This window comes from Corynebacterium sp. HMSC29G08 (assembly GCF_001806875.1).
Lineage (GTDB): Bacteria > Actinomycetota > Actinomycetes > Mycobacteriales > Mycobacteriaceae > Corynebacterium.
This window is the reverse complement of sequence record NZ_KV786241.1, coordinates 64636-87640: the sequence shown is the minus strand read 5'-3', so window position 1 is coordinate 87640 and position 23005 is coordinate 64636. Positions and strand designations below refer to the sequence as shown.

The 23005-nt window shown below is 60.3% G+C and carries 21 protein-coding genes and 1 pseudogene; 3 read left to right on the top strand and 19 right to left on the bottom strand.

What is annotated here, in order from left to right; translation table 11 throughout:
• Positions 1-342: 342 nt before the first annotated feature.
• The 14 genes from HMPREF3101_RS05660 to HMPREF3101_RS05595 all read right to left on the bottom strand — a co-directional run bounded on the left by HMPREF3101_RS05660 (position 343) and on the right by HMPREF3101_RS05595 (position 16646).
• Positions 343-1221, bottom strand: a complete 879-nt coding sequence (locus HMPREF3101_RS05660) for a cell division protein FtsQ/DivIB (RefSeq protein WP_083280106.1) — start codon at positions 1219-1221, stop codon at positions 343-345.
• Positions 1205-2683 (bottom strand): UDP-N-acetylmuramate--L-alanine ligase, encoded by a 1479-nt coding sequence (murC, locus tag HMPREF3101_RS05655; protein WP_070463549.1) that lies wholly within the window; start codon positions 2681-2683, stop codon positions 1205-1207. Before murC ends, HMPREF3101_RS05660 begins: the two co-directional genes overlap by 17 nt.
• A gap of 22 nt (positions 2684-2705) precedes the next feature.
• On the bottom strand, positions 2706-3788 hold the full coding sequence (locus tag HMPREF3101_RS05650) for a UDP-N-acetylglucosamine--N-acetylmuramyl-(pentapeptide) pyrophosphoryl-undecaprenol N-acetylglucosamine transferase (RefSeq protein ID WP_070463546.1): 1083 nt from the start codon (positions 3786-3788) through the stop codon (positions 2706-2708).
• 21 nt (positions 3789-3809) lie between these two features.
• Positions 3810-5279, bottom strand: coding sequence for an FtsW/RodA/SpoVE family cell cycle protein (locus tag HMPREF3101_RS05645; protein ID WP_070463544.1), 1470 nt, complete (start codon positions 5277-5279; stop codon positions 3810-3812).
• 40 nt (positions 5280-5319) lie between these two features.
• Positions 5320-6681, bottom strand: a complete 1362-nt coding sequence (gene murD / locus HMPREF3101_RS05640) for a UDP-N-acetylmuramoyl-L-alanine--D-glutamate ligase (RefSeq protein WP_070463660.1) — start codon at positions 6679-6681, stop codon at positions 5320-5322.
• Between the two features lie 11 nt (positions 6682-6692).
• Positions 6693-7799, bottom strand: coding sequence for a phospho-N-acetylmuramoyl-pentapeptide-transferase (gene mraY / locus HMPREF3101_RS05635; RefSeq protein WP_070463542.1), 1107 nt, complete (start codon positions 7797-7799; stop codon positions 6693-6695).
• Positions 7800-7814: 15 nt separating this feature from the next.
• Entirely contained in the window at positions 7815-9356 is a 1542-nt protein-coding gene (gene murF / locus HMPREF3101_RS05630) for a UDP-N-acetylmuramoyl-tripeptide--D-alanyl-D-alanine ligase (protein ID WP_070463540.1), read from the bottom strand.
• The gene (locus HMPREF3101_RS05625) at positions 9357-10880 is read right to left on the bottom strand and encodes a UDP-N-acetylmuramoyl-L-alanyl-D-glutamate--2,6-diaminopimelate ligase (protein ID WP_070463538.1); all 1524 of its coding nucleotides are present in this window, start codon (positions 10878-10880) and stop codon (positions 9357-9359) included.
• 15 nt (positions 10881-10895) lie between these two features.
• Positions 10896-12827 (bottom strand): peptidoglycan D,D-transpeptidase FtsI family protein, encoded by a 1932-nt coding sequence (locus HMPREF3101_RS05620; protein ID WP_083280105.1) that lies wholly within the window; start codon positions 12825-12827, stop codon positions 10896-10898.
• A gap of 81 nt (positions 12828-12908) precedes the next feature.
• The gene (locus HMPREF3101_RS05615; protein ID WP_070463536.1) at positions 12909-13613 is read right to left on the bottom strand and encodes a cell division protein FtsL; all 705 of its coding nucleotides are present in this window, start codon (positions 13611-13613) and stop codon (positions 12909-12911) included.
• Positions 13614-13617: 4 nt separating this feature from the next.
• Positions 13618-14631 (bottom strand): 16S rRNA (cytosine(1402)-N(4))-methyltransferase RsmH, encoded by a 1014-nt coding sequence (rsmH, locus tag HMPREF3101_RS05610; protein ID WP_070463534.1) that lies wholly within the window; start codon positions 14629-14631, stop codon positions 13618-13620.
• Positions 14632-14826: 195 nt separating this feature from the next.
• On the bottom strand, positions 14827-15261 hold the full coding sequence (gene mraZ, locus HMPREF3101_RS05605) for a division/cell wall cluster transcriptional repressor MraZ (RefSeq protein ID WP_070463532.1): 435 nt from the start codon (positions 15259-15261) through the stop codon (positions 14827-14829).
• A 430-nt stretch (positions 15262-15691) separates the two neighbouring features.
• A complete protein-coding gene (locus tag HMPREF3101_RS05600; protein ID WP_070463529.1) occupies positions 15692-16087 on the bottom strand; it encodes a DUF3040 domain-containing protein in 396 nt (131 codons plus the stop codon).
• Between the two features lie 121 nt (positions 16088-16208).
• On the bottom strand, positions 16209-16646 hold the full coding sequence (locus HMPREF3101_RS05595; protein ID WP_070463658.1) for an SAV_6107 family HEPN domain-containing protein: 438 nt from the start codon (positions 16644-16646) through the stop codon (positions 16209-16211).
• 146 nt (positions 16647-16792) lie between these two features.
• On the opposite strand from HMPREF3101_RS05595, the gene HMPREF3101_RS05590 reads away from it, so the two are divergent.
• Together HMPREF3101_RS05590 and HMPREF3101_RS05585 are read left to right on the top strand one after the other, a co-directional pair.
• Positions 16793-17353: a GNAT family N-acetyltransferase gene (locus HMPREF3101_RS05590; RefSeq protein ID WP_070463527.1), complete on the top strand. Its 561-nt coding sequence runs from the start codon at positions 16793-16795 to the stop codon at positions 17351-17353.
• 11 nt (positions 17354-17364) lie between these two features.
• A complete protein-coding gene (locus HMPREF3101_RS05585; protein ID WP_070463524.1) occupies positions 17365-18468 on the top strand; it encodes a polyprenyl synthetase family protein in 1104 nt (367 codons plus the stop codon).
• Positions 18469-18475: 7 nt separating this feature from the next.
• On the opposite strand, the gene HMPREF3101_RS05580 is transcribed toward HMPREF3101_RS05585, so the two are convergent.
• Positions 18476-18859 carry an Rv2175c family DNA-binding protein gene (locus HMPREF3101_RS05580; protein WP_246816658.1) on the bottom strand — a complete coding sequence of 128 codons (384 nt, stop codon included), beginning with the start codon at positions 18857-18859 and terminating at the stop codon, positions 18476-18478.
• A 30-nt stretch (positions 18860-18889) separates the two neighbouring features.
• Here HMPREF3101_RS05580 and HMPREF3101_RS05575 point away from each other — a divergent pair.
• A pseudogene (locus HMPREF3101_RS05575) lies at positions 18890-20083 on the top strand (protein kinase); the annotation flags it as partial.
• Between the two features lie 33 nt (positions 20084-20116).
• Here HMPREF3101_RS05575 and HMPREF3101_RS05570 read toward each other — a convergent pair.
• The 4 genes from HMPREF3101_RS05570 to HMPREF3101_RS05555 are packed head-to-tail and all read right to left on the bottom strand — an operon-like array spanning position 20117 to position 22996.
• Positions 20117-21505 carry a class II 3-deoxy-7-phosphoheptulonate synthase gene (locus tag HMPREF3101_RS05570; protein WP_070463517.1) on the bottom strand — a complete coding sequence of 463 codons (1389 nt, stop codon included), beginning with the start codon at positions 21503-21505 and terminating at the stop codon, positions 20117-20119.
• Positions 21506-21547: 42 nt separating this feature from the next.
• Positions 21548-22063 carry a polyadenylate-specific 3'-exoribonuclease AS gene (locus HMPREF3101_RS05565; RefSeq protein WP_070463514.1) on the bottom strand — a complete coding sequence of 172 codons (516 nt, stop codon included), beginning with the start codon at positions 22061-22063 and terminating at the stop codon, positions 21548-21550.
• Positions 22060-22248: a hypothetical protein gene (locus HMPREF3101_RS05560; RefSeq protein WP_070463512.1), complete on the bottom strand. Its 189-nt coding sequence runs from the start codon at positions 22246-22248 to the stop codon at positions 22060-22062. Before HMPREF3101_RS05560 ends, HMPREF3101_RS05565 begins: the two co-directional genes overlap by 4 nt.
• Positions 22241-22996, bottom strand: coding sequence for a lysophospholipid acyltransferase family protein (locus HMPREF3101_RS05555; protein WP_070463510.1), 756 nt, complete (start codon positions 22994-22996; stop codon positions 22241-22243). The genes HMPREF3101_RS05560 and HMPREF3101_RS05555 overlap by 8 nt, the downstream gene beginning before the upstream one ends.
• Between the last annotated feature and the right edge of the window lie 9 nt (positions 22997-23005).

Sequence of the window (23005 nt, the reverse complement as noted above, 5' to 3'; positions counted from 1 at the left end):
CCAAATATGCAGGTGTAGATATGCAGGTCTGCAGGTGGAAGCGATTTTTCATTAAAGGATGCTTATTGAAAAAAGCCCTGACCATTACACCTGCATATCTTGACCTGCATATCTGTTGAGAGAGACTGGCCCGTCAGGGGAATGGCTTGCCCGGGGAATATCAACGGACGAATCCGCCACCTCGACCGAAAAGCGGTTGCGTCGCCCCCGGCCCGGTACGGGCATTCCGCGGCGCGGAAGACGGCCTAGTAGAAGTTGAGGGTATTCCGCGCCGCGGAAAACACCGTCTTGAAGGCACCACAAGACAGGGGGCGGCCGACAAGAACGCGAACCCGGTCCGCACTACCTGCTGGTGACAAGCTGCGGGTTCGTGATGTTGAACTCGCGGCCCTCCATCTGCAGCACCGCCTCAAGGGCATACGACTTGTTCTTGTTGTCCTCCGACGCACCCCACACGATGGTGCGTCCGTCGTTGGTGCGCAGCACGTGGTTGAGCGGGGCGACGTCGATGGCGGCGATTTCATTGCGGGCTCGCTCGCTAATCGACGCCGCAATATCCACTACAGCCGCCATCGCCTCAGCATCCTCCACCGGCGCCCCGACAAGTTCAATAGCCTGCGGCGGCGGCTCAGCAACTAGGAAATCCTCCCCGTTGCTGTCAATGAGATGCGTGCCGTCGTGTTGTGCAATAAACGCAACCGCAACATGCTCCGTGATCTCAACGTCAACACTGCTGGGCCAATCACGCGACACGGTTACTGTCTCCACCCAAGGGTCAGCAGCAATGTTCTGTGCAGCACGACGCACATCCACACGTCCCATCGGGGTATCCGGGGCGATGTCTGCAAGCTGCTGGACATACTCTTGCGTCAACGCATGATTACCGTGCACATTGATCCCGCGCATGGGCACCACTGGCGTGAATGGAGCTACCGCAGCCAGCACCGCCACAATGCCAAGACATCCACTGATGGACAATGCTGCACGACGCCGGCGAATCCGCTGTTGCACCGGATCAACCTTCGGTTTCGCGTTCTCCGGCCACGTTGATTGCTTTACAGGCTCAGGCTCACGGTCAGGCTCTGGTTCTAGTTCTTCGAGCTCCTCTGCATCCTGTGACTCCGGCTCAGCGGGTTGCTCGGGTTCAGCCTCAGCCTCAGGCTGTTCGGCAGGCTCGTTCGGCTCTTCTTCCGGGGGTGGGAAGCTAGTTTTCGTCGACATGGGTGCTTGCGGGTTGGGTGAGGGTGGTCAGGATTTCGTCGCCAAGCAGGGTGATGCTGCCGGCACCCATGGTGAACACTAGGTCGCCTGGCTTGGTCACCGAAGCCACCACGGTGGGCGCCGTAGAGAAGTCCGGCTCAAGCAGGACCGTTGTGGATTCGGCAATCTTGTCGGCAATCAAACGCGACGTCACGCCCTCTACGGGAGCTTCGCGGGCGCCGAAGATGTCGAGGAGCACGCAGGCGTCGGCAAGCGAAAGTGCCTGCGCAAACTCTGCTGCGAACTCCTGGGTACGGGAGTACAAATGCGGCTGGAAGCACACAACCACCCGGGCTCCGCTGCCTTCCGCGGCGACCTTTTCACGCGCGGCAGTCAAGACGGCGGCAACTTCGGTTGGGTGGTGCGCGTAGTCGTCATAAACCCGGGTGCCCTTAAACGCGCCGTCAGTGATCTCGCCTTTCAGCTCGAATCGACGACGCACACCAGTGAAATCACTCAAGCCCTGGGCAACCTGGGCAGGCTCACCGCCAACGAGCACGCCGGCGAGCAGTGCCGCAGCAGAGTTCAGCACCATGTGGCGACCCGGGATAGCCAATTGGTAAGACACGCGCGAAGCATCAGCCAGCTCGATGGTGACGGCAACGCCGCCGTCCACCAGCGTTTCCTCAACAATCACCGCACCTGGCTGCAACTGCGCGTGTCGGGCAGCAGCCTCGGCAGTACCGTAGCCCAACACATTAATGCCGCGGGCGGCGGCGCGCTTGCCGCAGGCGGCAGCGTTGTCATCATCAAGACACACCACAAGGTGACCGCCTGCGGTCACGCGATCCGCAAAAGCATCGAAGACCTCAAAGTAGGCCTCACGAGTACCGAAGTAATCCAGGTGATCCGGCTCAATGTTGGTGATCACGGCAACGTCCGGCTTGTAGCGCAACAGCGACGCGTCAGACTCATCAGCCTCAGCGACGAAAACCTCTCCCCCGCCGTGGTGCGCGTTAGTGCCAGCGCGGTTGAGCTGACCGCCGATGGCAAAAGACGGATCCATGCCTGCAGCCTGCAAAGCAACAACCGCCATCGACGTCGTCGACGTCTTGCCATGCGTGCCGGCGAGCAGGACTTGGGTGTAGCCCTCCATAAGCTCCCCAAGCAAATCCGAGCGGCGAATCACCGGAATGTTCTCCTCCTGCGCGCGCACCAGCTCCGGATTGTCCTTGGGGATCGCCGCGAAACTCGTCACCACCACCGTGGGCAGCTGGCCGGAAAGCTCAAGGTTCTCAGGCGCATGGCCCACGGCAACCTTCGCGCCTTGGGAGCGAAGCGCACGAACCGGACGCGAATCCTTCACATCAGAGCCGGTAACAACCGCACCACGGTCAAGCAGGATATGGGCCACGCCCGACATACCTGCGCCGCCAATGCCAATGAGGTGGACGCGAGAAAGATCAACTGCGGGTTGCATCATGGTTCCTTAATCTACGTAACTTCTACTTGGCTGACTCAGCGGCTTCAGCGATCCGACGGGCAATGTCTTCCGCCACCTCACCCGCGCCAGTTTCGGCGAGAGCGTGACGCATCTGTGCAGTGCGCTCAGGGTTAGCAAGTACGTCATTGACTGCGGTGTAGAGGGCGTCGGGGGTGAGCGCGGAATCGTCGATACGCAGGGCAGCACCTGCGGAAACAAGGTGTGCGGAGTTAAGCCCCTGCTCGCCATTGCCGTGCGGTAGCGGCACGTAAATGGCGGGTAGGCCAGCAGCGGAGTTCTCCGCCACCGTCATCGCACCAGAGCGGCAAAGCACCGCATCTGCCACCGCATACGCGGCCTCCATGTCATCGATATAGGGCACAGCAGTATAGCCGGGGTGGGGTGCGGGGGCGTCGTTTTTGCGTCCATAAGCATGCAGCACCTGGAAGCCTTCACCGATGAGGCGCTCAACCGCACCAGCAAGCGCAGTGTTAATGCTCACCGCACCCTGCGAACCTCCCGTAACCAGCAAGGTTGGCCGAGCAGGGTCAAGGTCCCACATGCGGTAACCACGCTCCGCCTTCGCCCCCTCTAGGTCTACACCAACGCCGGGGCGAACCGGGATGCCAACCACGTCACCGGGCATGCCCGAATTTGCCACCGCATTAAGGCCTACGCCGCCAAGGCGCACACCAAGCTTGTTGGCCATGCCCGCAAGTGCGTTGGTTTCCAACACGAAAAACGGCAACCCGAGCGACTTCGCAGCCAAATACGCCGACGCAGCGACATAGCCGCCAGTGCCGAAAACCACCTGCGCGCCGGCATCTTTAAGGATACGGCGAGTCTGATTGACGCTCTTAGCAAGCTTGGCGGGAACCCCAAACAACTTCCACGGCTTACCGCGCGGAATGGGCACCGGGTCAATCAAGCTCAGCTCAAAGCCACGCGCCGGCACGATCGTGGTCTCAAGGCCCCGTGCAGTACCCAAGGCACGAACTTGAGCACCGTAGCTGTCACGCAGCACTTCCGCCACCGCCAAGGCCGGCTCGATGTGGCCTGCGGTACCACCACCAGCAACGACAACACTCAAAGATGAGAAAGACAACGAAACTCCCCTTTGCTTGCACTAACCGGCGCGACGGTCTGAATGAATGGCGCCATGATTACCGTAGGCACCACGAGAGCGCGAGGTGGCAGGGCGCACGGTACGGCCACCAGCGATCGGGGCACCGAAGCGAGCCTCGCGCTTGTCTGCTTGACGACGCGCACGTTGCACCCCACCACGCGCAGGCTTCGAATCCTCACGCAGCTGCGCCAACGTGCGCGGCTCAGGAATACCCAACACGCGGTCAAAAGTTGGACGGCCATGGTTTTGCATCGACGAAATCGCATCCGGCTCATGTCGCGCAATAGACGCCAACACGCCCATACCCGCCAAAGTGATAATCGCGGACGTACCACCAGCAGACAACATTGGCAGCTGAATACCGGTCACCGGCAACAAGCCCACCACGTAACCGATGTTGATAAACGCCTGGGATACAACACCCGCAGTCAGTGCCGCAGCCATCAACGACTGGAACTGACTCTGGGCACGCCGCGCGCAGCGCAAACCAAAGCATGCAAGCGCGGCGAACAGCAGAATTACCAGTGCGCCGCCCCACAGGCCGAGCTCCTCACCAATCACCGCGAAAATGAAGTCATTGCGAGCCTCTGGCAGGTAGAACCACTTGGCGCGAGACTGGCCAAGTCCGACGCCGAACAAGGAGCCGTCTGCAAGCGACAAAAAGCCCTGGTGTGACTGGAACGCCACACCACGGGTGTCCTCGAAGTGGCCAAAAAGCGCATCGAAGTAGACGTGGAAACGCTGGGAGCGGAAACCGCCGGAGAAAAACGCAATCGCTGCGCCGAAGAACACCACTGCAGCAACCAAGCCAATGGTGCCCCAGCTTACGCCAGCAAAGAACAGGATCAAGCCAACCACAACGGAAAAGGACAAGGCCATACCAATGTCCCCCTGTGCGGCAATCAATCCAGCACACAACCCTGCAACCAAGATAAAGAACATGAAGCCGTTGTCGGTGCGACGCAATGCACGCGGGTCACGGCCGGCAAGCACCTTGGCACCCCACATAGCAATGGCGATACGGGCAACCTCAGAAGGCTGAAGACGCAGCGGACCAAGCACAATCCAAGACTGGGAACCAACCTCTTCACGGCCTGTACCGATGCCTGGAATCAACACCGCGATCAATAGCAGGACAGAAATCAGCATGAACCACGAGGAAAGAGTCCCCAGCCGCTCCGGGTGTGTCCTCAGCGCCAGCCAAAACACAAACAAACCCGCGCATACCATCGCCCCTTGACGGGCGGCAATCGCCCACGGGTTTTCAGACAACGCAAACGATGTGGCCATCGAAGAACTCATGACCATGACCACGCCAAGGCCAACTAGCACCAGCACCACTGTGCGGATCACCGTGTAATCCAGCTGCGGATACGAATCCAGGGATTGACGCGTCCGGCGCCATGCACGGGCAAAACCGGATTCCGGCGGGCGCTTCATCGAGCGTTGGCGGGTTCCAGTGGCCGTCATCGGAAAATAGTGCCCTTTCGCTCGAATAGTCATGTAGTGCTTAGCAGTGTCTCATTGCCGCTGCGGCAAACGCGTTACCACGCGCCGACATTCCGGAATACATATCCAAACTTGCCGCGGCTGGCGCCAAAAGCACCGTGTCGCCCGGTTTCGCCTGGGCGGCAGCAAAGTCTGCGACCTGTTCCATAGCGGCATCCGGGTCAGTGGAGTCCGTGACAAAGACGGGCACCTCCGGGGCGAGGCGGGCCAGCGCTTCACGCAAGATCTCACGGTCCACGCCCATGAGCGCCACCGCGCGCAGCTGGTGTGCGTGCGCGGTGATCAGCTCATCCACCGCCGCACCTTTGAGCTGCCCGCCAGCTACCCACACGACGGTGCCCGCGCCGGTAAGTGCAGAATCCGCGGCATGTGGGTTCGTCGCCTTGGAGTTATCCACCCAGTTCACACCATTGGCGCTATGCACGATCGCACCACGGTGGCCTGCCACGTGATACTGCGCGAGTGCTCGCTGGATATGTTCGGGGCGTGCACCTTGGGTCAGCGCGACGGCAGAAGCGGCAAGTGCGTCGAGCACGCCGGCCGCGCCGGCGGGCTCGATGCCCTCCGCCGAAGCGATATCCACATTTGCACCATGCAGGTTGGCCACGATCCGGCCAGCTGTAACGCCAACTTGGCCAAGCTTCGGCTCACCAAGCGTAAAGCCAATAATGTCGTCTCGGCCGGTCTTTGCCACCAACTCGCGCACATGCTGGTCATCCACACCCGCTACGGCATGCGTGGCGCGCAACACTCGCGCTTTTGCCTCCGCGTAGTGGGCAAACGAACCGTGCCAATCAAGATGGTCATCTGCCAGGTTGAGCAACACGGCCGCATCGGGCACAAGCTGATCAGACCAGTAGAGCTGGAAGCTGGAAAGCTCCGCTACCAGCACGTCTACACGCTGTGGCGCAGCCAACGCATCCGCCACAGCCACGCCAATGTTGCCGCACGCGACCGCACGCTTACCGGTGTCATTGCCGGCTTCCTGCATCATCGCAGCCAACATGCCGGTCGTGGTCGTCTTGCCGTTCGTACCGGTAACCACCAGCCAATCCCTTGGCGGACCGAACGCACCGGCGCGGTCAAGCCGGTAGCAGGCTTCTACATCGCCGATGACGGGGAGGGAGGCAAACGCGGCGTCGACAAGCAAAGGCGAGTCAGGCCGCCAACCTGGGGACGTGACAACCACACCAACCTGGCCGAAGTGGGCGCGGGCCTGCTCAGTGGTAATAATGCCCTCACCGGTTGCGCGGTCATCCGCAATCAACACCTCCACCCCAATGCCGCGAAACAGCGTGGCAATGCCGGTGCCAGACACGCCCGCGCCAGCGACAATCACACCGCGATCAAACGGCGCCGGCATGCTCACACCACTCACAGCGACACACCAATCTGGAACAGCCACTCTGAGTAGAACACCGCTAAACCAGTGGCCACGGCCATGCCAGAGATCAACCAGAAACGAATCACAACTGTGGTCTCCGGCCAGCCGCCCTGCTCAAAGTGGTGGTGGAACGGGCTCATACGGAACACGCGCTTACCGGTGGTCTTAAAGGACGCCACCTGGATGACAACAGACGCAGCCTCAATAACAAATAGCGCGCCGATGATCACCATCAAAAGCTCCGTGCGCGAAGTTACCGACAGCCCGGCAACCAGACCGCCAAGTGCCAACGAACCTGTATCCCCCATGAAAATCTTGGCCGGCGCCGCATTCCACCACAAAAAGCCCACGCAGGCGCCAAACCCAGACACAGCCAGCACAGCCAGCTCCAGCGGGTCACGCACCGAGTAGCAGCCAGCGGCCGCGGCAGCCTCGCAGGAGTTGCGGAACTGCCAGAACGTAATAAACGTGTAGGCCGCCATCACCAAGGCGGTGGTACCTGCAGCCAAACCATCCAAACCGTCAGTCAGGTTCACTGCGTTCGACCACGCCGCCAACAGCAGGTAAATGAATACCAAAAACAAGATGATGCCCAACACTCCCCCGCCCACGGCAATGTCGATGGTCTCAACATCCCGAGTCAGAGACAAAAACGTGGAGCCAGGCGTCAGACCTGCCTCATTAGGGAAGCGTGTAATCAGCAAACCGAAAACGATCGCGATGGCCAACTGTGCGACCAGCTTCGCGGTTTTGTTCAAACCCAGGTTGCGCTTGAAGAAAATTTTGATGCCATCATCAGCAAAGCCCACCAGGCCAAGCGAGAGGGTCAGCGCTAACACAATCAAACCAGAAGCCGTGAAACCTGCGTGCCCGCCGGCAATCGCATACAAGGCACTCACCACGTAGCCCACAGTGATACCCAGCAAGATTGCCAGGCCGCCCATAGTGGGTGTGCCACGCTTCTTAGCGTGCCACTGTGGGCCGTCCTCACGAATCTCCTGGCCCATCTCACGGCGGTGGAAATACCGGATGAGCACTGGGGTGGTGAAAATCGCCACCAGGAAGCTAACAATCCCGGCGATGATGAGTTGGATCATGACTCTCCTCAGTGCCTAACGTTTGTCACTCTTAAGGGTATTGCCCGGCATCAGCCGCTCTGCCACTACCCATAGCCGAAGCGCATTCGAAGCCTTGACCAGCACAACATCACGGTGGTGCAGCTGCGCCCAGCCCTCCACACCAGCAGGTGGTTGAGCGATAAGCTTTTCAACGACCTCCGCCGCCTCATCTGCATCCGCCACCTGCTGGGTATCAATGCCGTGTTCCACCGCACGCGTTGCCAGTGCATCCGTAGCATCGTTAAAACCCACTGTGACCAGGTGCGTTACCCGGTAGCGGGCGAGCTCATCTGCAAGCTCAGCGTGTTCTTCTGTAGAAGACCCGCCCAACTCTGCCATCTCGCCGAGCACCGCGATAGAGCGCACACCCGGGCGTGCCGCGGCGGTAAAGCCAAGCGCGGCAATGGCCGCCCGCATGGATTCCGGATTGGCGTTGTACGCGTCATTGATCACGGTAACGCCGTCTGGGCGCGTACCTACGTCCATGCGCGCAACGGAAACAGAGTGCGCCTGGCTCAGCGCCTGGGCCACCACGGCTGGATCCATACCGGACTCCACACCCACCGCGGCGGCGGCAAGGGCATTGGACACCTGGTGCGCGCCAAACACGTTCAACCGCACCTGCTGCGGTTTAGCGTTCGGAGTGTGCATGGTAAACGTTGCGCGCGCCAGCTCATCTAGCGTGACATTTGTGGCGTAATACTGCGCGTCTTTCTTGCCTTCGGCGGAAAACGTGACCACGCGGGCCTGGGTTCGCGTGCGCATTGCGGAAACCAAATCATCATCCGCGTTGAGCACCGCCACTCCCCCGTCCGCGGCCGCTGGCAAGGACTCCACCAGCTCTCCTTTAGCAAGCGCGATGTTTTCCCGCGAGCCGAACTCACCCAAGTGGGCGGAACCGACGTTGAGCACCACGCCAATCTTCGGCGGCGCGATCTTTGCTAGGTGCGCAATGTGGCCGATGCCACGAGCTGACATTTCAGCGACCAAAAAGTCTGTATCTTCGCTGCATCGCAGCACCGTGTACGGATGTCCGATCTCATTGTTGAAAGATCCCGGCGGGGCAACTGTTTCGCCCGCGCGCGACAGCACCGCGGCAATCAAATCCTTCGTAGAGGTCTTGCCCGCAGAGCCCGTAATGCCTGCAATGGTCAGCCCGTGGTTGATGCTTAGCTCACGCGCCACGTACGCAGCCAGCGCTGTCATGCCCGCAACAACACCCGCGGCAGAGCCATCCGGATCATTGACAGCCAAGTCAGAGTTGTCGCCTTCCTTCGGCGGCACTTTGTTCACAATGATCGCAGGCGCCGACACTTCCTTCGTCACAAGCGCGGCGGCAGCTCCCTGCTCGATGGCTTTGGGGACGAAATCGTGGCCGTCGACACGCGAGCCCGGCAACGCAATGAACAACCCACCCGGGGTGATCTTGCGGGAATCAAACTCCACAAAGCTTGTGACCTGGGTTTTAGGGTCTGCCTCCGGGCTGAGGCGCCCGCCGGTGATTTCGGCGATGCGCTCCAAAGTAAGCGGTATCACTTAATCCATCTCCTCACTGGCGCCCATGCGCGCAGTTAGTGCACGGCGCATTTCCTCACGGTCATCAAAATGGTGGGTGGTCTCCCCGATGATCTGTCCAACCTCGTGACCTTTACCAACGGCAATGATGGCATCGCCCGGCTGCGCCCACGCGACAAGCTGGTTAATCGCCTCCGCACGTCCGGCTACTTCCCGGATCTCCCGGGCTCGCCCGTCTGCCTCACGCGCGCCTTCCAGCACGGCGGCGCGGATCGCGGCAGGATCCTCGGTACGCGGGTTGTCATCAGTAACAATCACCATATCCGCCCCCTTGGCGGACTCCGCGCCCATCACCGCGCGTTTCGAAGCGTCACGGTCACCACCCGCACCGACCACAATGCCCACTCGCCCACTGACCTGGCCGCGCAACGTCTCAAGCACCGCGGCAATCGCCGCCGGCTTGTGTGCGTAATCCACCACGGCCACGAACTCTTGGCCGCAATCAATCGGCTCCATACGCCCAGGCACGCTCGCACCGGACAAGCCCTGGATGAACGCCTCTGCGTCCACACCAACTTCCGTTGCCAGTGCTACCGCCAGCGCCGCATTTGCCACGTTGAACTTGCCCGGCATGGGCAGCATCAGCGTGTGCGGCTCACCGCGCACCTCGAGCGCAATGTGCTGCACGCCGGTGGCATCCACGCTTTCCTGGTGTGCGGATACGTCCACCCCGTCCTGGCCGCGGGTGCCCACCAACACAGGATCCTTGGCAATGCCGGCCATCTTCAGGCCCCACTGGTCATCAACACAGATCACGCACTGATCGGCCGCATATGGTGACTTTGGGTCAAAAAACAGCGCCTTGGCCTCGAAATACTCCTCCATCGTGGAGTGGAAATCCAGGTGGTCCTGGGACAGGTTTGTAAAGCCCGCCACATCAAACTGCGTGCCGCCAACACGCCCCAGCATCAACGCGTGAGAGGAGACCTCCATCACCACGTGCGTCACCCCAGCGTCGCGCATCCGAGCAAACAGTTCTTGCAGCTTCGGCGCCTCTGGTGTGGTCAGCTTCGTCGGCACATCCTCGCCCGCGATACGCGTGCCAGTCGTCCCAATCAGCCCCACCTTGCAGCCAGCGGCGGCTAAACCGCGCTCCAGCATGTAGGTGGTGGTGGTTTTGCCGGAGGTTCCGGTCACCCCAATGAGCTTCATGCTTGTCGACGGCCACCCGTACACCTCAGCCGCAACCTCGCCTAGCACAGCGCGAACGTTGTCAACCACAAGCACCGGACGTGGGTCATTGGTGGAGCGGATGATGGCGAGCCCGTCGGCGTCCGTAAGCAAGGCACTCGCCTTGGAATCAGCCGCGTAGCTCGCGCCATGTACCCGGGTGCCAGGAAGCGCCGCGAAGATGCCCCCGGCTTCCACCGCGGAAGAATCCAGGCTGATAGAGGTCACCGTCATGTCTTCGTTCGATGCGTGGACAAGTTCAGCGTGAGCCAGCTGGGCAAGTCTGCGAATAGTCGCCCCGTTGTCTGCGTTCATGGTGTCCTTTCTCTCTTACTGTGCCTGTAGCAGGAATGGCTCTGCGTGTGGGCTTGGCGGAATGTTTTCCCGGTTGAGCAACCAGCTGGCAATCTGCGTAAATACCGGTGCAACCGACTGGCCGCCAGCACCACCTTCGAGCGGACCACGCTGAGGCTCATCCAGCATGACGGCGACAACGAAACGAGGATCATTTGCCGGAGCGATACCGGCAAACGTGATCCAAAACGCGCTGTTGGAATATGCGCCGGTATCCGGGTTTACTTTCTGTGCTGTGCCGGTCTTACCCGCAAGCTGGTAGCCCTCAAGGCCTGCGTTCTGGGCGGTACCAGACTGCATCCCAGTTGGGTCCGACTGGAACGCGGAACGGAACATATCCACCGTGGTACGCGCCGTTTCCTCGCTGACCACACGTACACGTTCCGGCTCCGGCTGCGGAATCTCCTCCCCATCCGGGCCAGTGACTTTAGCAATAATGCGCGGCTCAATACGCTCGCCACCGTTAGCCAAGGCCTGATAGACCCCCGCCATCTGCAACGCGGTCCAGCTCATACCCTGTCCAATAGGCAGGTTGGCAAACGTACCGCCCGACCACTGCTCGCGCACCGGCAACAGACCATCAGACTCGTTCGGCAACTCAATGCCGGTGGTCTGGCCAATGCCAAAGCGGCGCACGTAATCCCAGTAGCGGTCTTCACCCAGTCGTTGTGCAAGCTGCAGCGTGCCCACGTTGGAGGACTTACCAAAGATGCCTGCCGTGGTGTACGGCGCAACGTCGTGGGACCAGGCGTCGTTCACACGAACGCCTGCCATCTCGATAAAGCCTGGCACCTGGTGGACCTCATACGGGTCAGTCAAGCCCTCTTCAAGCGCTGCGGCAGCGGTGATTACTTTCGCCACAGAACCCGGCTCAAAGGGGTGCGAGATTGACGTGTTGTCAAAGTCCCGGCCCTCCTTCAACTGCTTTTCCAAGTTCCCGTTCGGGTCAATCGTGTCCGTGTTAGCCATTGCCAGCACCTCCCCCGTGTGCGCATCCAGCACCACTGCCTGGCCACTCTTGGCCAGCGAGTTCGCCTTCGCCTGCTCAAGGGTCTGCTGGACAAAGGTCTGTAGATCCAAGTCAATGGTCAGCTGGATATCCGCGCCGTCAACCGCCGGAACAACGTCGCGAAGACTGCCTGGGATAGCAAGGCCGTCAGCGGAGACATCCTCCGTAGAGCTGCCGTTAATACCAGTCAAGACCGCGTCACTGGAGGCCTCCAGACCGAACTGGCCGTGGCCGTCCATGCCAACCTTGCCAAAAATGTTCTCACCAATCGCACCATTCGGGTACTGGCGGATGTCCTGGTGGTCTGCCGCCACGCCGTGGAAGCTCTTGGCAACCTTCGCGGCCACATCTGGATCCACGTTGCGCACCAACACCTCATAGTGGGTATCAGCTTTGAGCTTGTCTAGGATCTCGCGGGCAGAAACGTTGCCAACGGTACGGTTGCCTCCGTCATCAATGCTTCGGTCCGTCTCCGGCTTGCCTTCCGCAATCATGACCGGAATCTCGTTGGCCATGGTGCGCAGCACATCTTCAACACGCGCATCAATCTGGGCGGCGATGTCTTCCCTAGACAAACCCTCTACGCGCAGCTTCAGTTCCTGCTGCTCCTGGATCTCTTTGCGCAGCATTATCGGCGAAACCGTCAGCGAGCGTGCCTGCATGGTGTAGGCCAAACGCTTGCCCTCACGGTCAGTGATCTCGCCGCGACGCGCAACATCGTCATACGTACGGGTGCGCTGGTCAGCAGCCTGGACGCGAAGCTCCGGGCCCCACACCACCTGCACCCAAAACAGGCGGCCTACCAAAAGTGCAGCTACAACGAGAAACGCCACCGCAAGCCCTGAGGCGCGGCGGTTTGTAATGTGGGATTGCCGTACCGGCTGCGGATGTTTGCCCACGCCGAAACCTCACCTACCTCTGTTTGCTGCTCGTTCCCATCCATCTTGCACCTTGGCAAGTACAAGTTCGCGCACCACGCGCTAGAACGCGGCGGGAACGTTCGGCTGGTACGGCGCCAGGTTTGCCAACTCAGCAGCGGCAGGGGCTTCGCCCACCACGTTGCCGCCTGGGACCTGCGCCAAGTTATCCCCAAGCTCAGCGGTTGCCTTCTCATCACTGCTTGCACGGTTTGCGCGGGTTGGAGCGCCGTTGACGTCTACAAGCTTGGCCACGGACTCCGGGTTGAAGTCGCGGCGGTGCTCAATGCGACCGTCGTCAAGCATGGCAACAATACCGGGCTGGCTCGCAACCACCATGCCCTTCTCTGTCGCGCGCTGAGTGAACTCCGCAGAAGAACGCAGGTCCTCCAGATTCCGGTTGAGGGATTCAACCTCATTGGCCAGCTGACGCTCCTGGGACTGCAGCTGCTGGATGGTAAACGTCTGTGCCGTGGATAGGCCAGACAGCAGCATCGCAATGGTCACCCCGATAACAAGCAGCACAACCGTCAAGCCGCCAACCTTGCCTAACGCAGTCTTCTGCTTCGCCGCCGTGGCCACCCTGCGACCACGGACAGACACCACTTGCTGCGAACCGAGGCGGCCGCTGCGCGACTTCTGATGCGGCACATGCGGGCGCACATTCGGGCGCGCATTCGGGTGCAGACCCGGACGGGTGTCAGGCGAGGTACGCGGCGTGCGCGTGGGCGTGTACACAGTTGCAGCTGTGCGGGTTTTCACTGCCATGGTCTCACTGTCCTTCGTTCGGGTTATCGGTTGGGAGTTTCTCAATGCCACGCACCCGCACCGGGGCAGCGCGTGGGTTTTCATCAATCTCGGCCTGCGACGCCTTCTCGGCACCGTGGGTCACAAGCTTGAACTTCGGCGCGGTGCCAGGAAGATCCATCGGCAATCCCGGTGGGGTCTTCGACGTGGTCAGCTCCGCAAACGCGGATTTGATGATCTTGTCTTCCAAGCTCTGGTAGCTCATGAACACCACACGTCCGCTTACGCCAAGCAGATCCGTAATCACCGGCACGACGTTCTCCACCGCTTCAAGCTCACGGTTCACCTCAACGCGCAGCGCCTGGAACGTGCGCTTCGCCGGGTGTCCGCCAGTGCGCCGAGACGCCGCTGGGATCGTCGCATACAACAACTCCACTAAGCGCCCACTGCGGCTAAACGGCTCACGCTCGCGCTCTTTGACAATTGCGGAGGCGATTTTTCCCGCAAAGCGCTCGTCGCCATACGTCTTCAAAATGCGGGCGATCTCACCGTGGGAGTAGGTGTTGAGGACCTCCGCAGCTGTAATTCCCTGCGTCGGATCCATGCGCATGTCCAGCGGCGCGTCCACTTTGTACGCAAAGCCGCGCTCTTCCTGGTCCAACTGCATCGACGACACGCCGAGGTCATAGAGCGCGCCAGCCACGCCAACTTCGCGTACAATATCGAAGACGTCGCCGTCGCCGCCCATGATCGGCCCAGTGACCTGGTCAAAGCGCGCCTGCAGCGGCGTGAAGCGAGCACCGAACGGCTCTAAGCGTTTCGTAGCCTGCGCAAGCGCCAGCGGATCACGGTCAACGCCAATCACGCGAGCGTTTGGGAACACTGTCAGGAAATGCTCGGTATGGCCACCGGCGCCCAACGTGCCGTCCACAATCACCGCTTGGGAACCGAACTTCTCCACTGCCGGCGCGAGAAGCTCCGCCATGCGATCACGCATAACAGGGACGTGACCGTGGTTCGCCTCAATTGCGTAATCCATGGGTGCCACCCCTTTGCCCTGCTGCGCATGTGTAGATGTGTCGAAGAGTTGCCCTTGCGGGGAGCGAGTAGAGCCCTGTCCGGGGCGGCCGCTCTGATGTCGGGGAAGTACACCAGAGGAGCTCGCGCCCCGGACAGAGTCCGTACACGCTCTCCGTCAGTAGTCAGTGCCTGCTGTGTTAGGGGTAGTCAGTCCCTAGAGCAGACCGGAGAGAATGTCGTCATCATCCGCCGCTGAGAAAGCGGCTTCAGTTTCTTGTTGGTATGCGGCCCAGGACTCTGCGTCCCAGATCTCCAGAAAATCAACCGAGCCAATGACCACGCACTCCTTAGTCAGGCCTGCGTACTCACGGTGCGTCGGCGACAACGTGATGCGACCGGAACCATCAAGCGTTTGCTCATCCGCACTGGCAGCCAGATTTCGGATAAACGCGCGCGCCTTCGGGTTCGTACGAGAAGCCGCCGCAGCCTTGCGGGCACGTTGTGCGAACTCCTCGCGAGGAAAGACCGCTAGCGAGTGGTCTTGCCCCTTGGTCACCATCAACCCGTCCGCCAGCTCCTCACGGAACTTCGCGGGCAGTGTCAGGCGCCCCTTGTCGTCGAGCTTGGGAGTGTAGGTTCCCAGAAACATCCGGCGACCTACCTTCCTTCACTTTCTGACATTGGCTTATGCAGTTTTCTGTGGCTTCGATTCCTGGTGGACACGTAGTCAAGGCGACCACCACGATTCTCCGCTGTGCCCCACTTTAACCCACTTTGCCCCACAAACGCCACATCGCGAGCCAAAATACTGCGAAAAATACCTATTTCTGCAGGTTAAGAGGGTGGGGATTTTGTGGAAATTCTATCGTCACATGTGTCACTTACGTAGATTTAGGGCACTTTGCTTCACGACTCCCACATCTCCACCACCCCTCAAACCAGACAAAACACGCACCATGGAGGCAGACAGGACCCAAACCAGGCTCTAGTGGGGCAAAGTGGGGGCTTCAGATGGGGCGAAGTGGGACACGAAAAAACGCCCTTCCAAAATGGAAGGGCGCGTAGAAAACCGCTACCGGCTAGGCGTCAGGATTCTGGAATCGGCGACGGAAGTTTTCCTCCATATTCACACTGCGGGCAGAGCGGGAGCGCTGCCCACCTGCCGCCGGCCGGGGCCCACGGGACGGGGACGCAGGCGCCCGCAAGGCCATGACGCCACCGGCCATCATGACACCGAAGCCAACCACGCTAATCAATATGGCCCACGTGGATAGGGACGCCAAAGCAACGCCACCAAGCAGCAGCACAATGCCAAACACCAGCAGCGCGATGCTTCGCAACGTCAGCTGGCCGCCTCGCGGTGCATCCGAAAAGCCGGATTCACGGGCCACGCTACTAACAAACCTCGGGTCATCCGCGAGGAGCGACTTCTCAATTTCGCGCAGCATTTGCTGTTCTTGCTCAGATAGAGACACTGGCTATAACTCTTTCACAACTATCGATGGGCAATGCTAAATCTCTGTTGCTGTATTAACGGCCATCGTAGCTGTTTTGTTCCCGCAGCCACAGTATCCAGATAAAGAGTCCGATAACCAGCTAGGCAGCAGCCAGCGGCGCCTTGCCAGGGTGCGAAGCGTAGAGGAATTCTTCCGCATCCCCTAAAAGATTCAGCACAACCGCCGGATCAGGGTGCAATTCCAAACCAGAGGCGACCCGCCCACGCAGGCGCGAGTAGCTATTAAAGCGAGCAGCCCACGCCTTTGCCTCCGGACCACATAGCGCTAACTTTTCCCACGCACTGGTTGGCAGGCGCTTGCGCTTGCGCAGCACCTCAGAACCAGCGTTAACCGCTCCCGCAATACGCAGCGCCGCGCGGTAGGCATTCTCCATAGCTACATCGAAGCGGCCTGCTTCAATATCATCATGCGCCGCGGCAATCAGGTCCTCTGCGGCGTTAAAGAATGCGTCCCGGCGCGAAATCCTTGCGGGCGACCCGTAGACCTTGGACGTTGTGGCAGATACGACACTGTTCATGGGCTTTTCCTTTACCTTTTCTTCCATTGTTTTCTTTGTTGCACCTAAGCCTAAAAGGCCCACCCCACAGCCCCGCCAGCAATTCGTACACTTGTTCTAATGAAAAAAGGGCGCGAAAAGGAGTTGTGTCGTGGTTAGGTAGTGGAGTGCCAATCAGCATTCGACGTTTGAGTCCCGGCGAGTTTTCCATCCTCGCACCCACCCTTGTGGGGATTTACGTTTCAGCGATGGACTACAACCCACAGGTAAGCAACCAGCGCGTGCGCGTCTGGCGCAGCGAGGTCACTGCCCCTGGGTTTACCGCCCTGGCCGCAGTTGACGGCGATACTGTGGTGGGCGGCTGCTACGGCTTTCTTGGTAGTCGCGAACGCTGGTGGGACAAACAACTGGTCCGCGCCATGGAAGAAAACGGCGGCATCACCCCGCAGCGCCAAGACATGCTCAACAGCTACTTCGAGGTTGCTGAGATCCATGTCCACCCCTCACAGCAGGGCGCTGGCATTGGTGCTGCCATGCTGCGTGAACTGCTGCGCCTCGCTCCCGCGAAGTGGACTGTGCTTTCCACCCCAGAGGTAGACAACGAGGACAACAATGCGTTCGGCCTGTACCGCAAGTTTGGTTTTGAAGATATCGCGCGGGATTTCTACTATCCCGGCGACGCCCGACCTTTTGCCATCCTGGGCCGTCGCTTGCCGCTTGATCTGTAGTCTTAAAGGCTATGCAAGCCCCTTCATCACAACAGATTCCCGATTTCGAGCACATCCCTGAAGCAGTCAACGCGGAACTTGAGCGTTTCTTCCGCCAACGCGACAGTGATATTGCCAAGCTCGGGGACCCAGTCAACGCAGCTGTGGGGCACCTTGAGCGCTTCGTCCTTGGTGGCGGCAAACGCATTCGTCCGCTTTTTGGCTGGGCAGGGTTTGTCGGCGGCGCTGGCCTGCAGAACCGAAGCGAAGATCCTGCTGCGGTCCTGCGCGCAGTCACGGCGCTGGAGTTCATCCAGGCCTGCGCCTTGGTGCATGACGACATCATTGATGCCTCCGATACCCGGCGCGGCAATCCCACGGTGCACCGCAGTGTTGAGGCCTCCCACCGCGCGCAGAGCTTTCGCGGGAACGCTGAGGTGTTTGGCATCAACGCCGCTATCCTGATCGGCGATCTGGCCCTGGTGTGGGCCGAAGATATGTGGCGCGGCTCCGGCGTAAGCACCGAAGCTTTGGCACGTGCAGAGGGCGCGTGGCGCGGCATGCGCACCGAGGTTATCGGCGGGCAGATCCTCGACATCATGCTGGAAGCCGAAGGCAGTGAGTCGGTAGACATGGCTGATCGCGTCAACCGTTTCAAAACGGCCGCCTACACCATTGAGCGTCCCCTGCACCTCGGCGCCGCACTCGCGGGTGCCTCAGATCAGGTCATCGAAGCGTTTCGTGGCTACGGCGAGGACATCGGCATCGCTTTCCAACTGCGCGATGACCTGCTCGGCGTTTTCGGTGACTCCGCAGTAACCGGCAAACCTGCAGGTGATGACATCCGGGAGGGCAAGCGCACCGTGCTGTACGCAAGTGCATTATCGCTTCTGGATGCGGCGGGAAGCCCCGACGCCGCCACGCTTCGCAATGGCATCGGCGTCGCCTCCGATCCAGAGCACCTGCGTGAGCTGGCGCGCATTATTGAGCAAAGCGGCGCCGTCGACGCGGTGGAAGAGCGCATTGAGGCGCTTACCGCATCAGGCTTGGCAAAACTAGATGCTGCTGAGCTGCCGGAAAACGTGCGGGAAAACCTGCGCGCACTGGCTATCAAGGCCACTGCGCGGCACAACTAGAACGTGTTTAGAACGCCATCGCTTGTGCGCGACGGATTACCTCGCGCGCACCGTGGCCGTGTAACGCGTCCACTGGGCGCCCCGGCAGGGACTCATCGGGCGTGAACAAAAAGTGGAGGATTTCTTCGGGGTTAAACCCGCCGTCTGCAAGCACGGTGATCGCACCTGCCACGAACTTGGATAGCTCGCCTTCATCCAGCAGAGCCGCCGGGATGTAGCGCACGCCGTCTTTTCGGTAGGCCACAAGCTTGCCGGCGCCTACGAGGTCATGGACCTTGGTCACAGGCACGCCGAGGGTTTCGGCAACGTCGGGGTATGCAAGCAGTTCTTCGTCTGCAAGCAAAGCGTCAAGGGTCTGCGGCTGCTGTGGCTGTTGCTGTGGTGTATTCACGGTGTGTAAGTCTAATGCCATACTGGTTGCATGCAGTTGGCAGTTGGGGACTATTTGGATAACCGCTATGTCATTGACCGTGCGATTGCACGCGGCGGCATGGCTACCGTCTACCGCTGCGTGGATACTCGCTTAGGCCGCGAGGTCGCAGCGAAGGTGATGCATGAGCAGTACGTGCACGATCCGGTGTTTGCGGAGCGGTTTCGCCGTGAAGCACGCGCTATGGCACAGCTGAGCCACCCGAATCTGGTCAACGTGTACGACTTTTCCTCTGAGGGCGACGCGATCTTTTTGATCATGGAGCTCATCACTGGCGGCACGCTGCGCGAGTTGTTGGATGAGCGCGGCCCAATGCCTGCGCACGCCGCAGCGGCAGTGATGCGCGGGATGCTTACCGGCCTTTCGGTTGCACACCGCAAAGGGTTGATTCACCGCGATATTAAGCCGGATAACGTGCTGATTGACATGGATCACCGGGTAAAACTGGCGGATTTCGGGCTGGTGCGTGCCGCCGCGGATGCCACGCATTCCACGGATCAGATTGTTGGCACGGTCAGCTACCTCTCCCCCGAGCAGGTCGATGGCTCCCCAATGACACAGGCCTCCGATGTTTATGCCGCCGGCATCGTGTTCTTTGAGCTGCTGACTGGGCGCACGCCCTTTTCCGGGGAAACGCCGATTGCCCACGCGTATGCACGCCTGCGTGAGAACGTCCCGCCCCCCTCAGCCTGGATGCCCGGGGTGCCCATGCTTTTCGACGAGCTCGTGGCCACCGCAACCGCCCGCCACCCCGAAGAACGCTTCCGAGATGCAGCGGAGTTTTTGGGGGCGCTTGAAGATGTTGCCGACGCATTGGCGCTGCCGGACTACACAGTGCCGATACCGCGCAACGCCGCGGCGAACCGCGCAGCAGCCCATCCGACAGTCTTTAGGCTTGGCGGGGCCCAAGAAACCAGGGCTCGAGATCAGCGTCTCTTCCCGGAAGCACCCCAAGCCACACGTTTTGACCCGGCTGCCCCCACCCCCGTCCCGGCGCCTGCACCAGAGCGCGTTCCAGCACCCGCAGCGCGGCAGCGTACCCTGGCGCCGCGCCCCCGCTCAGTAAGTAACCGCGGCGGGTTCGCTATCACGCTGTTTGTGGGCTTTGCCATTGCCGCAACCGCCGCCGTGTTGGTTGGCGGCTGGTGGTTCGGCTCAGGTATGTACGGGATGTTCCCGCCTATTTTTGTGACCGGCCAGTAGCCGGCCACAAACCCGCTAGTAACGCAACATCTCCGCAACCAAGAAGGCCAACTCGAGAGCCTGCTCGGTGTTCAAACGCGGGTCAACTGCGGACTCGTAACGACCAGGCAGGTCCACGTCCGTAATGTCCTGGGCGCCGCCGAGGCACTCAGTGACGTTCTCACCGGTAGCCTCCACGTGGATACCGCCCGGGTGGGTGCCCAGCTCACGGTGGACCTCGAAGAAGCCTTGGACCTCATCGATGATCTTGTCAAAGTGGCGGGTCTTGTAACCATTAGATGCGGTCATGGTGTTGCCGTGCATCGGATCACACTGCCACACCACCTTATGGCCGGACGCTTCCACTGCCTTGACAATGCCCGGCAGCACGTTGCGCACGTTGTCGTGGCCCATGCGGGTAATCATGGTCAAACGGCCCGGCTCGCGGTTCGGGTCCAGCTTGTCCGCGTAGGCCACTGCCTCTTCCGGGGTGACCGACGGGCCGAGCTTGATGCCTACAGGGTTTTCAATCAGGGCGGCGAAGTTCACGTGGAAATCATCAATCCCACGGGTACGCTCGCCGATCCAGAGCTGGTGCGCGGACAAGTCATAGAGCTTGGTCTCGCCCTTATCGTTTTCCGCAATACGTAGCATTGCACGCTCGTAGTCCACCAAAAGCGCCTCGTGGGAAGCGTAGAATTCAGAGTGACGCAGGTTGTCATCGTTGACACCACAGGCATCCATAAACGCCAGGGAACGGGAGATCTCACGGGCCAAAGCCTCATAACGAGCACCCGCGGCAGACTTGCGTACGAACTCACGGTTCCAGTCATTGATGTGGTGCAGGTCGGCCGTACCGGAAGAGACCAGTGCACGCACCAGGTTCATCGCCGCAGAGGAGTTTGCGTATGCGCGCACCATACGAGCCGGATCATGGCGGCGTGCCTCTTCAGTCGGCTCCACGCCGTTGACGATGTCGCCGCGGTAGTTCAGCAGCCCGTTCTCGTCGTAATCAGAGGAACGCGGCTTGGCGTACTGGCCAGCGATACGGCCAAGCTTGATCACCGGCAGCGACGCACCGTACGTCAGCACCGCAGCCATCTGCAGCAGGGTGCGGATGTTGGCGCGAATGTGCGGCTCAGTATTGGATTCAAACGTCTCTGCACAGTCGCCACCCTGAAGAAGGAATGCTTTACCCAACGCAACGTCTGCAAGCTGGGCCTTCAGCTTGTTAACCTCTGGGGCAAGCACAACTGGCGGCACAGACTCCAAAATCTTGCGAACATAGTCCGCCTGATTCGGGTCCCACGACGGCTGCTGCTTCGCGTCGAGGGAAAGCACGTCGAGCCATCGCTGGTTCAGGTCCCCCGGCAGCGGGGGCAGATCTGGCAGCACATCCTTGGGAATATCGATAGTCCAACTCACGCTAATAGTTGTACCACGCCAGCGCGTTCAATGTGTGAAATATCAGTTCCGCAATGTGGACACCTTGCCGTCGCGAGTCAACGGCAACGCCTCCGCACACGCTTTATACTTGCGCAAATTGTGCCGCGCATCCACCAAAGCATTGTGGTTTCCGTCCGGCAGCTTCGGCAACCGCGGGCGTCCCGCCATCAGCCAGTACTGCTTCAACTCACGCGTATAACGCGGCAGTTGCCTAGGCAAACCGCGCATATCGCCCCAGAGTTGCGCAAGCACGACATGATCGTAGGCACCGACCCAAGCCCACAGCTCCGGCTGACCACGCGCAGTCAGAAACGCAAACAACTCATCGCGGATCGCCCCCAACGGCTTCCACACGTCCGCACCAGCCTCGGGCAGCTTGTCCAGCACGTTGTCACGCACCCAGCTATTGGCTTTCGCCGGATCAAACTCGGTGGATACAGCGTAATACTCGCGCCCATCCTCAGCCACAACGCCAATAGAGATCAGCTCGATCGTGGAGCCGTCTTCGATAAATTCAGTGTCGTAAAAGTACTTCACGCTTTGGGCTTCTTGCTTGTCGACGCCGCGTTGTCCCCCATCCGCGGCCAAAACATAATCACCGCAACCGTCACCACAGCAATCGGTGCAAGCACCGTGTTATGAAACTCAAAGCGGTTTGCAATGAGGTAAGCAACCACCGTCACTACTACAAGAGCGACACGTACAGCCAGATCTTTATCCATGCCACGACTCCAAAGCGCCACCCGGCTGCGCACCCTCCGGGTAGTTGCCTGTTGCCTCTAGTTCTTTCTTCACGTCAGATGCGTAGATGTCCACATACGGGTTTTCAGAAAGCGCAGCCAACCTCTGCATGCAGTAATCCGTAAATGGACGCATGACGTCACGCGAATCTGGGTCAAACCCGTTCTCGCGTGCCCACCCATGCGGGTCAATCGGCTCGCTCAGCTTGATGTGCACCTTCACCGGGCGCAGCATCCACGAACCAATGGGATTGGCCTCCCGCGCCCCAAACATGGCCACAAGGACAATCGGTGCGCCACTGGCCATAGCAATGCGGGCCACGCCAGTACGCCCCTTGTACACACGCCCATCAGGTGAGCGGGTGCCCTCCGGGTAGATACCGAAAACGTCACCACGCTCCAGCACCTTTGTGGCAGCTACCTGCAGTGCATCGCCTGCCTCTTTGCTTCCACGGTCAACCGGAATCTGGCCTACCGCGGTAAAGAAGAACTTCTGCAGTCTGCCCTTGATGCCCGGCGCGGTGAAGTACTCATTCTTCGCAGGAAACTGGATCTGACGCGGCATCATCAGCGGCAGGTAGAACGAGTCCATCACGGACTGGTGATTAGACACCAAGATCACCGGGCCGGTTTCCGGAACGTGCTGCCTGCCCTCAATCGTCGGGCGGTTATACACCCGCAGAGGAAGTCCGAAGACTGCCTTGAAAAACGAGTACCACCGGTTTTTCATTCGCAGGCT

What these genes read in the sequence shown, in the direction of transcription:
- HMPREF3101_RS05585 (WP_070463524.1), top strand. Translation starts at nt 17,365, where the DNA reads ATGCAAGCCCCTTCATCACAACAGATTCCCGATTTCGAGCACATCCCT.
- murC (WP_070463549.1), bottom strand. Translation starts at nt 2,683, where the DNA reads ATGATGCAACCCGCAGTTGATCTTTCTCGCGTCCACCTCATTGGCATT.
- HMPREF3101_RS05660 (WP_083280106.1), bottom strand. Translation starts at nt 1,221, where the DNA reads ATGTCGACGAAAACTAGCTTCCCACCCCCGGAAGAAGAGCCGAACGAG.
- HMPREF3101_RS05615 (WP_070463536.1), bottom strand. Translation starts at nt 13,613, where the DNA reads ATGGCAGTGAAAACCCGCACAGCTGCAACTGTGTACACGCCCACGCGC.
- HMPREF3101_RS05625 (WP_070463538.1), bottom strand. Translation starts at nt 10,880, where the DNA reads ATGAACGCAGACAACGGGGCGACTATTCGCAGACTTGCCCAGCTGGCT.
- HMPREF3101_RS05560 (WP_070463512.1), bottom strand. Translation starts at nt 22,248, where the DNA reads ATGGATAAAGATCTGGCTGTACGTGTCGCTCTTGTAGTAGTGACGGTG.
- mraZ (WP_070463532.1), bottom strand. Translation starts at nt 15,261, where the DNA reads ATGTTTCTGGGAACCTACACTCCCAAGCTCGACGACAAGGGGCGCCTG.
- HMPREF3101_RS05645 (WP_070463544.1), bottom strand. Translation starts at nt 5,279, where the DNA reads ATGACGGCCACTGGAACCCGCCAACGCTCGATGAAGCGCCCGCCGGAA.
- HMPREF3101_RS05595 (WP_070463658.1), bottom strand. Translation starts at nt 16,646, where the DNA reads ATGAACAGTGTCGTATCTGCCACAACGTCCAAGGTCTACGGGTCGCCC.
- mraY (WP_070463542.1), bottom strand. Translation starts at nt 7,799, where the DNA reads ATGATCCAACTCATCATCGCCGGGATTGTTAGCTTCCTGGTGGCGATT.
- HMPREF3101_RS05555 (WP_070463510.1), bottom strand. Translation starts at nt 22,996, where the DNA reads ATGAAAAACCGGTGGTACTCGTTTTTCAAGGCAGTCTTCGGACTTCCT.
- rsmH (WP_070463534.1), bottom strand. Translation starts at nt 14,631, where the DNA reads ATGGATTACGCAATTGAGGCGAACCACGGTCACGTCCCTGTTATGCGT.
- murD (WP_070463660.1), bottom strand. Translation starts at nt 6,681, where the DNA reads ATGCCGGCGCCGTTTGATCGCGGTGTGATTGTCGCTGGCGCGGGCGTG.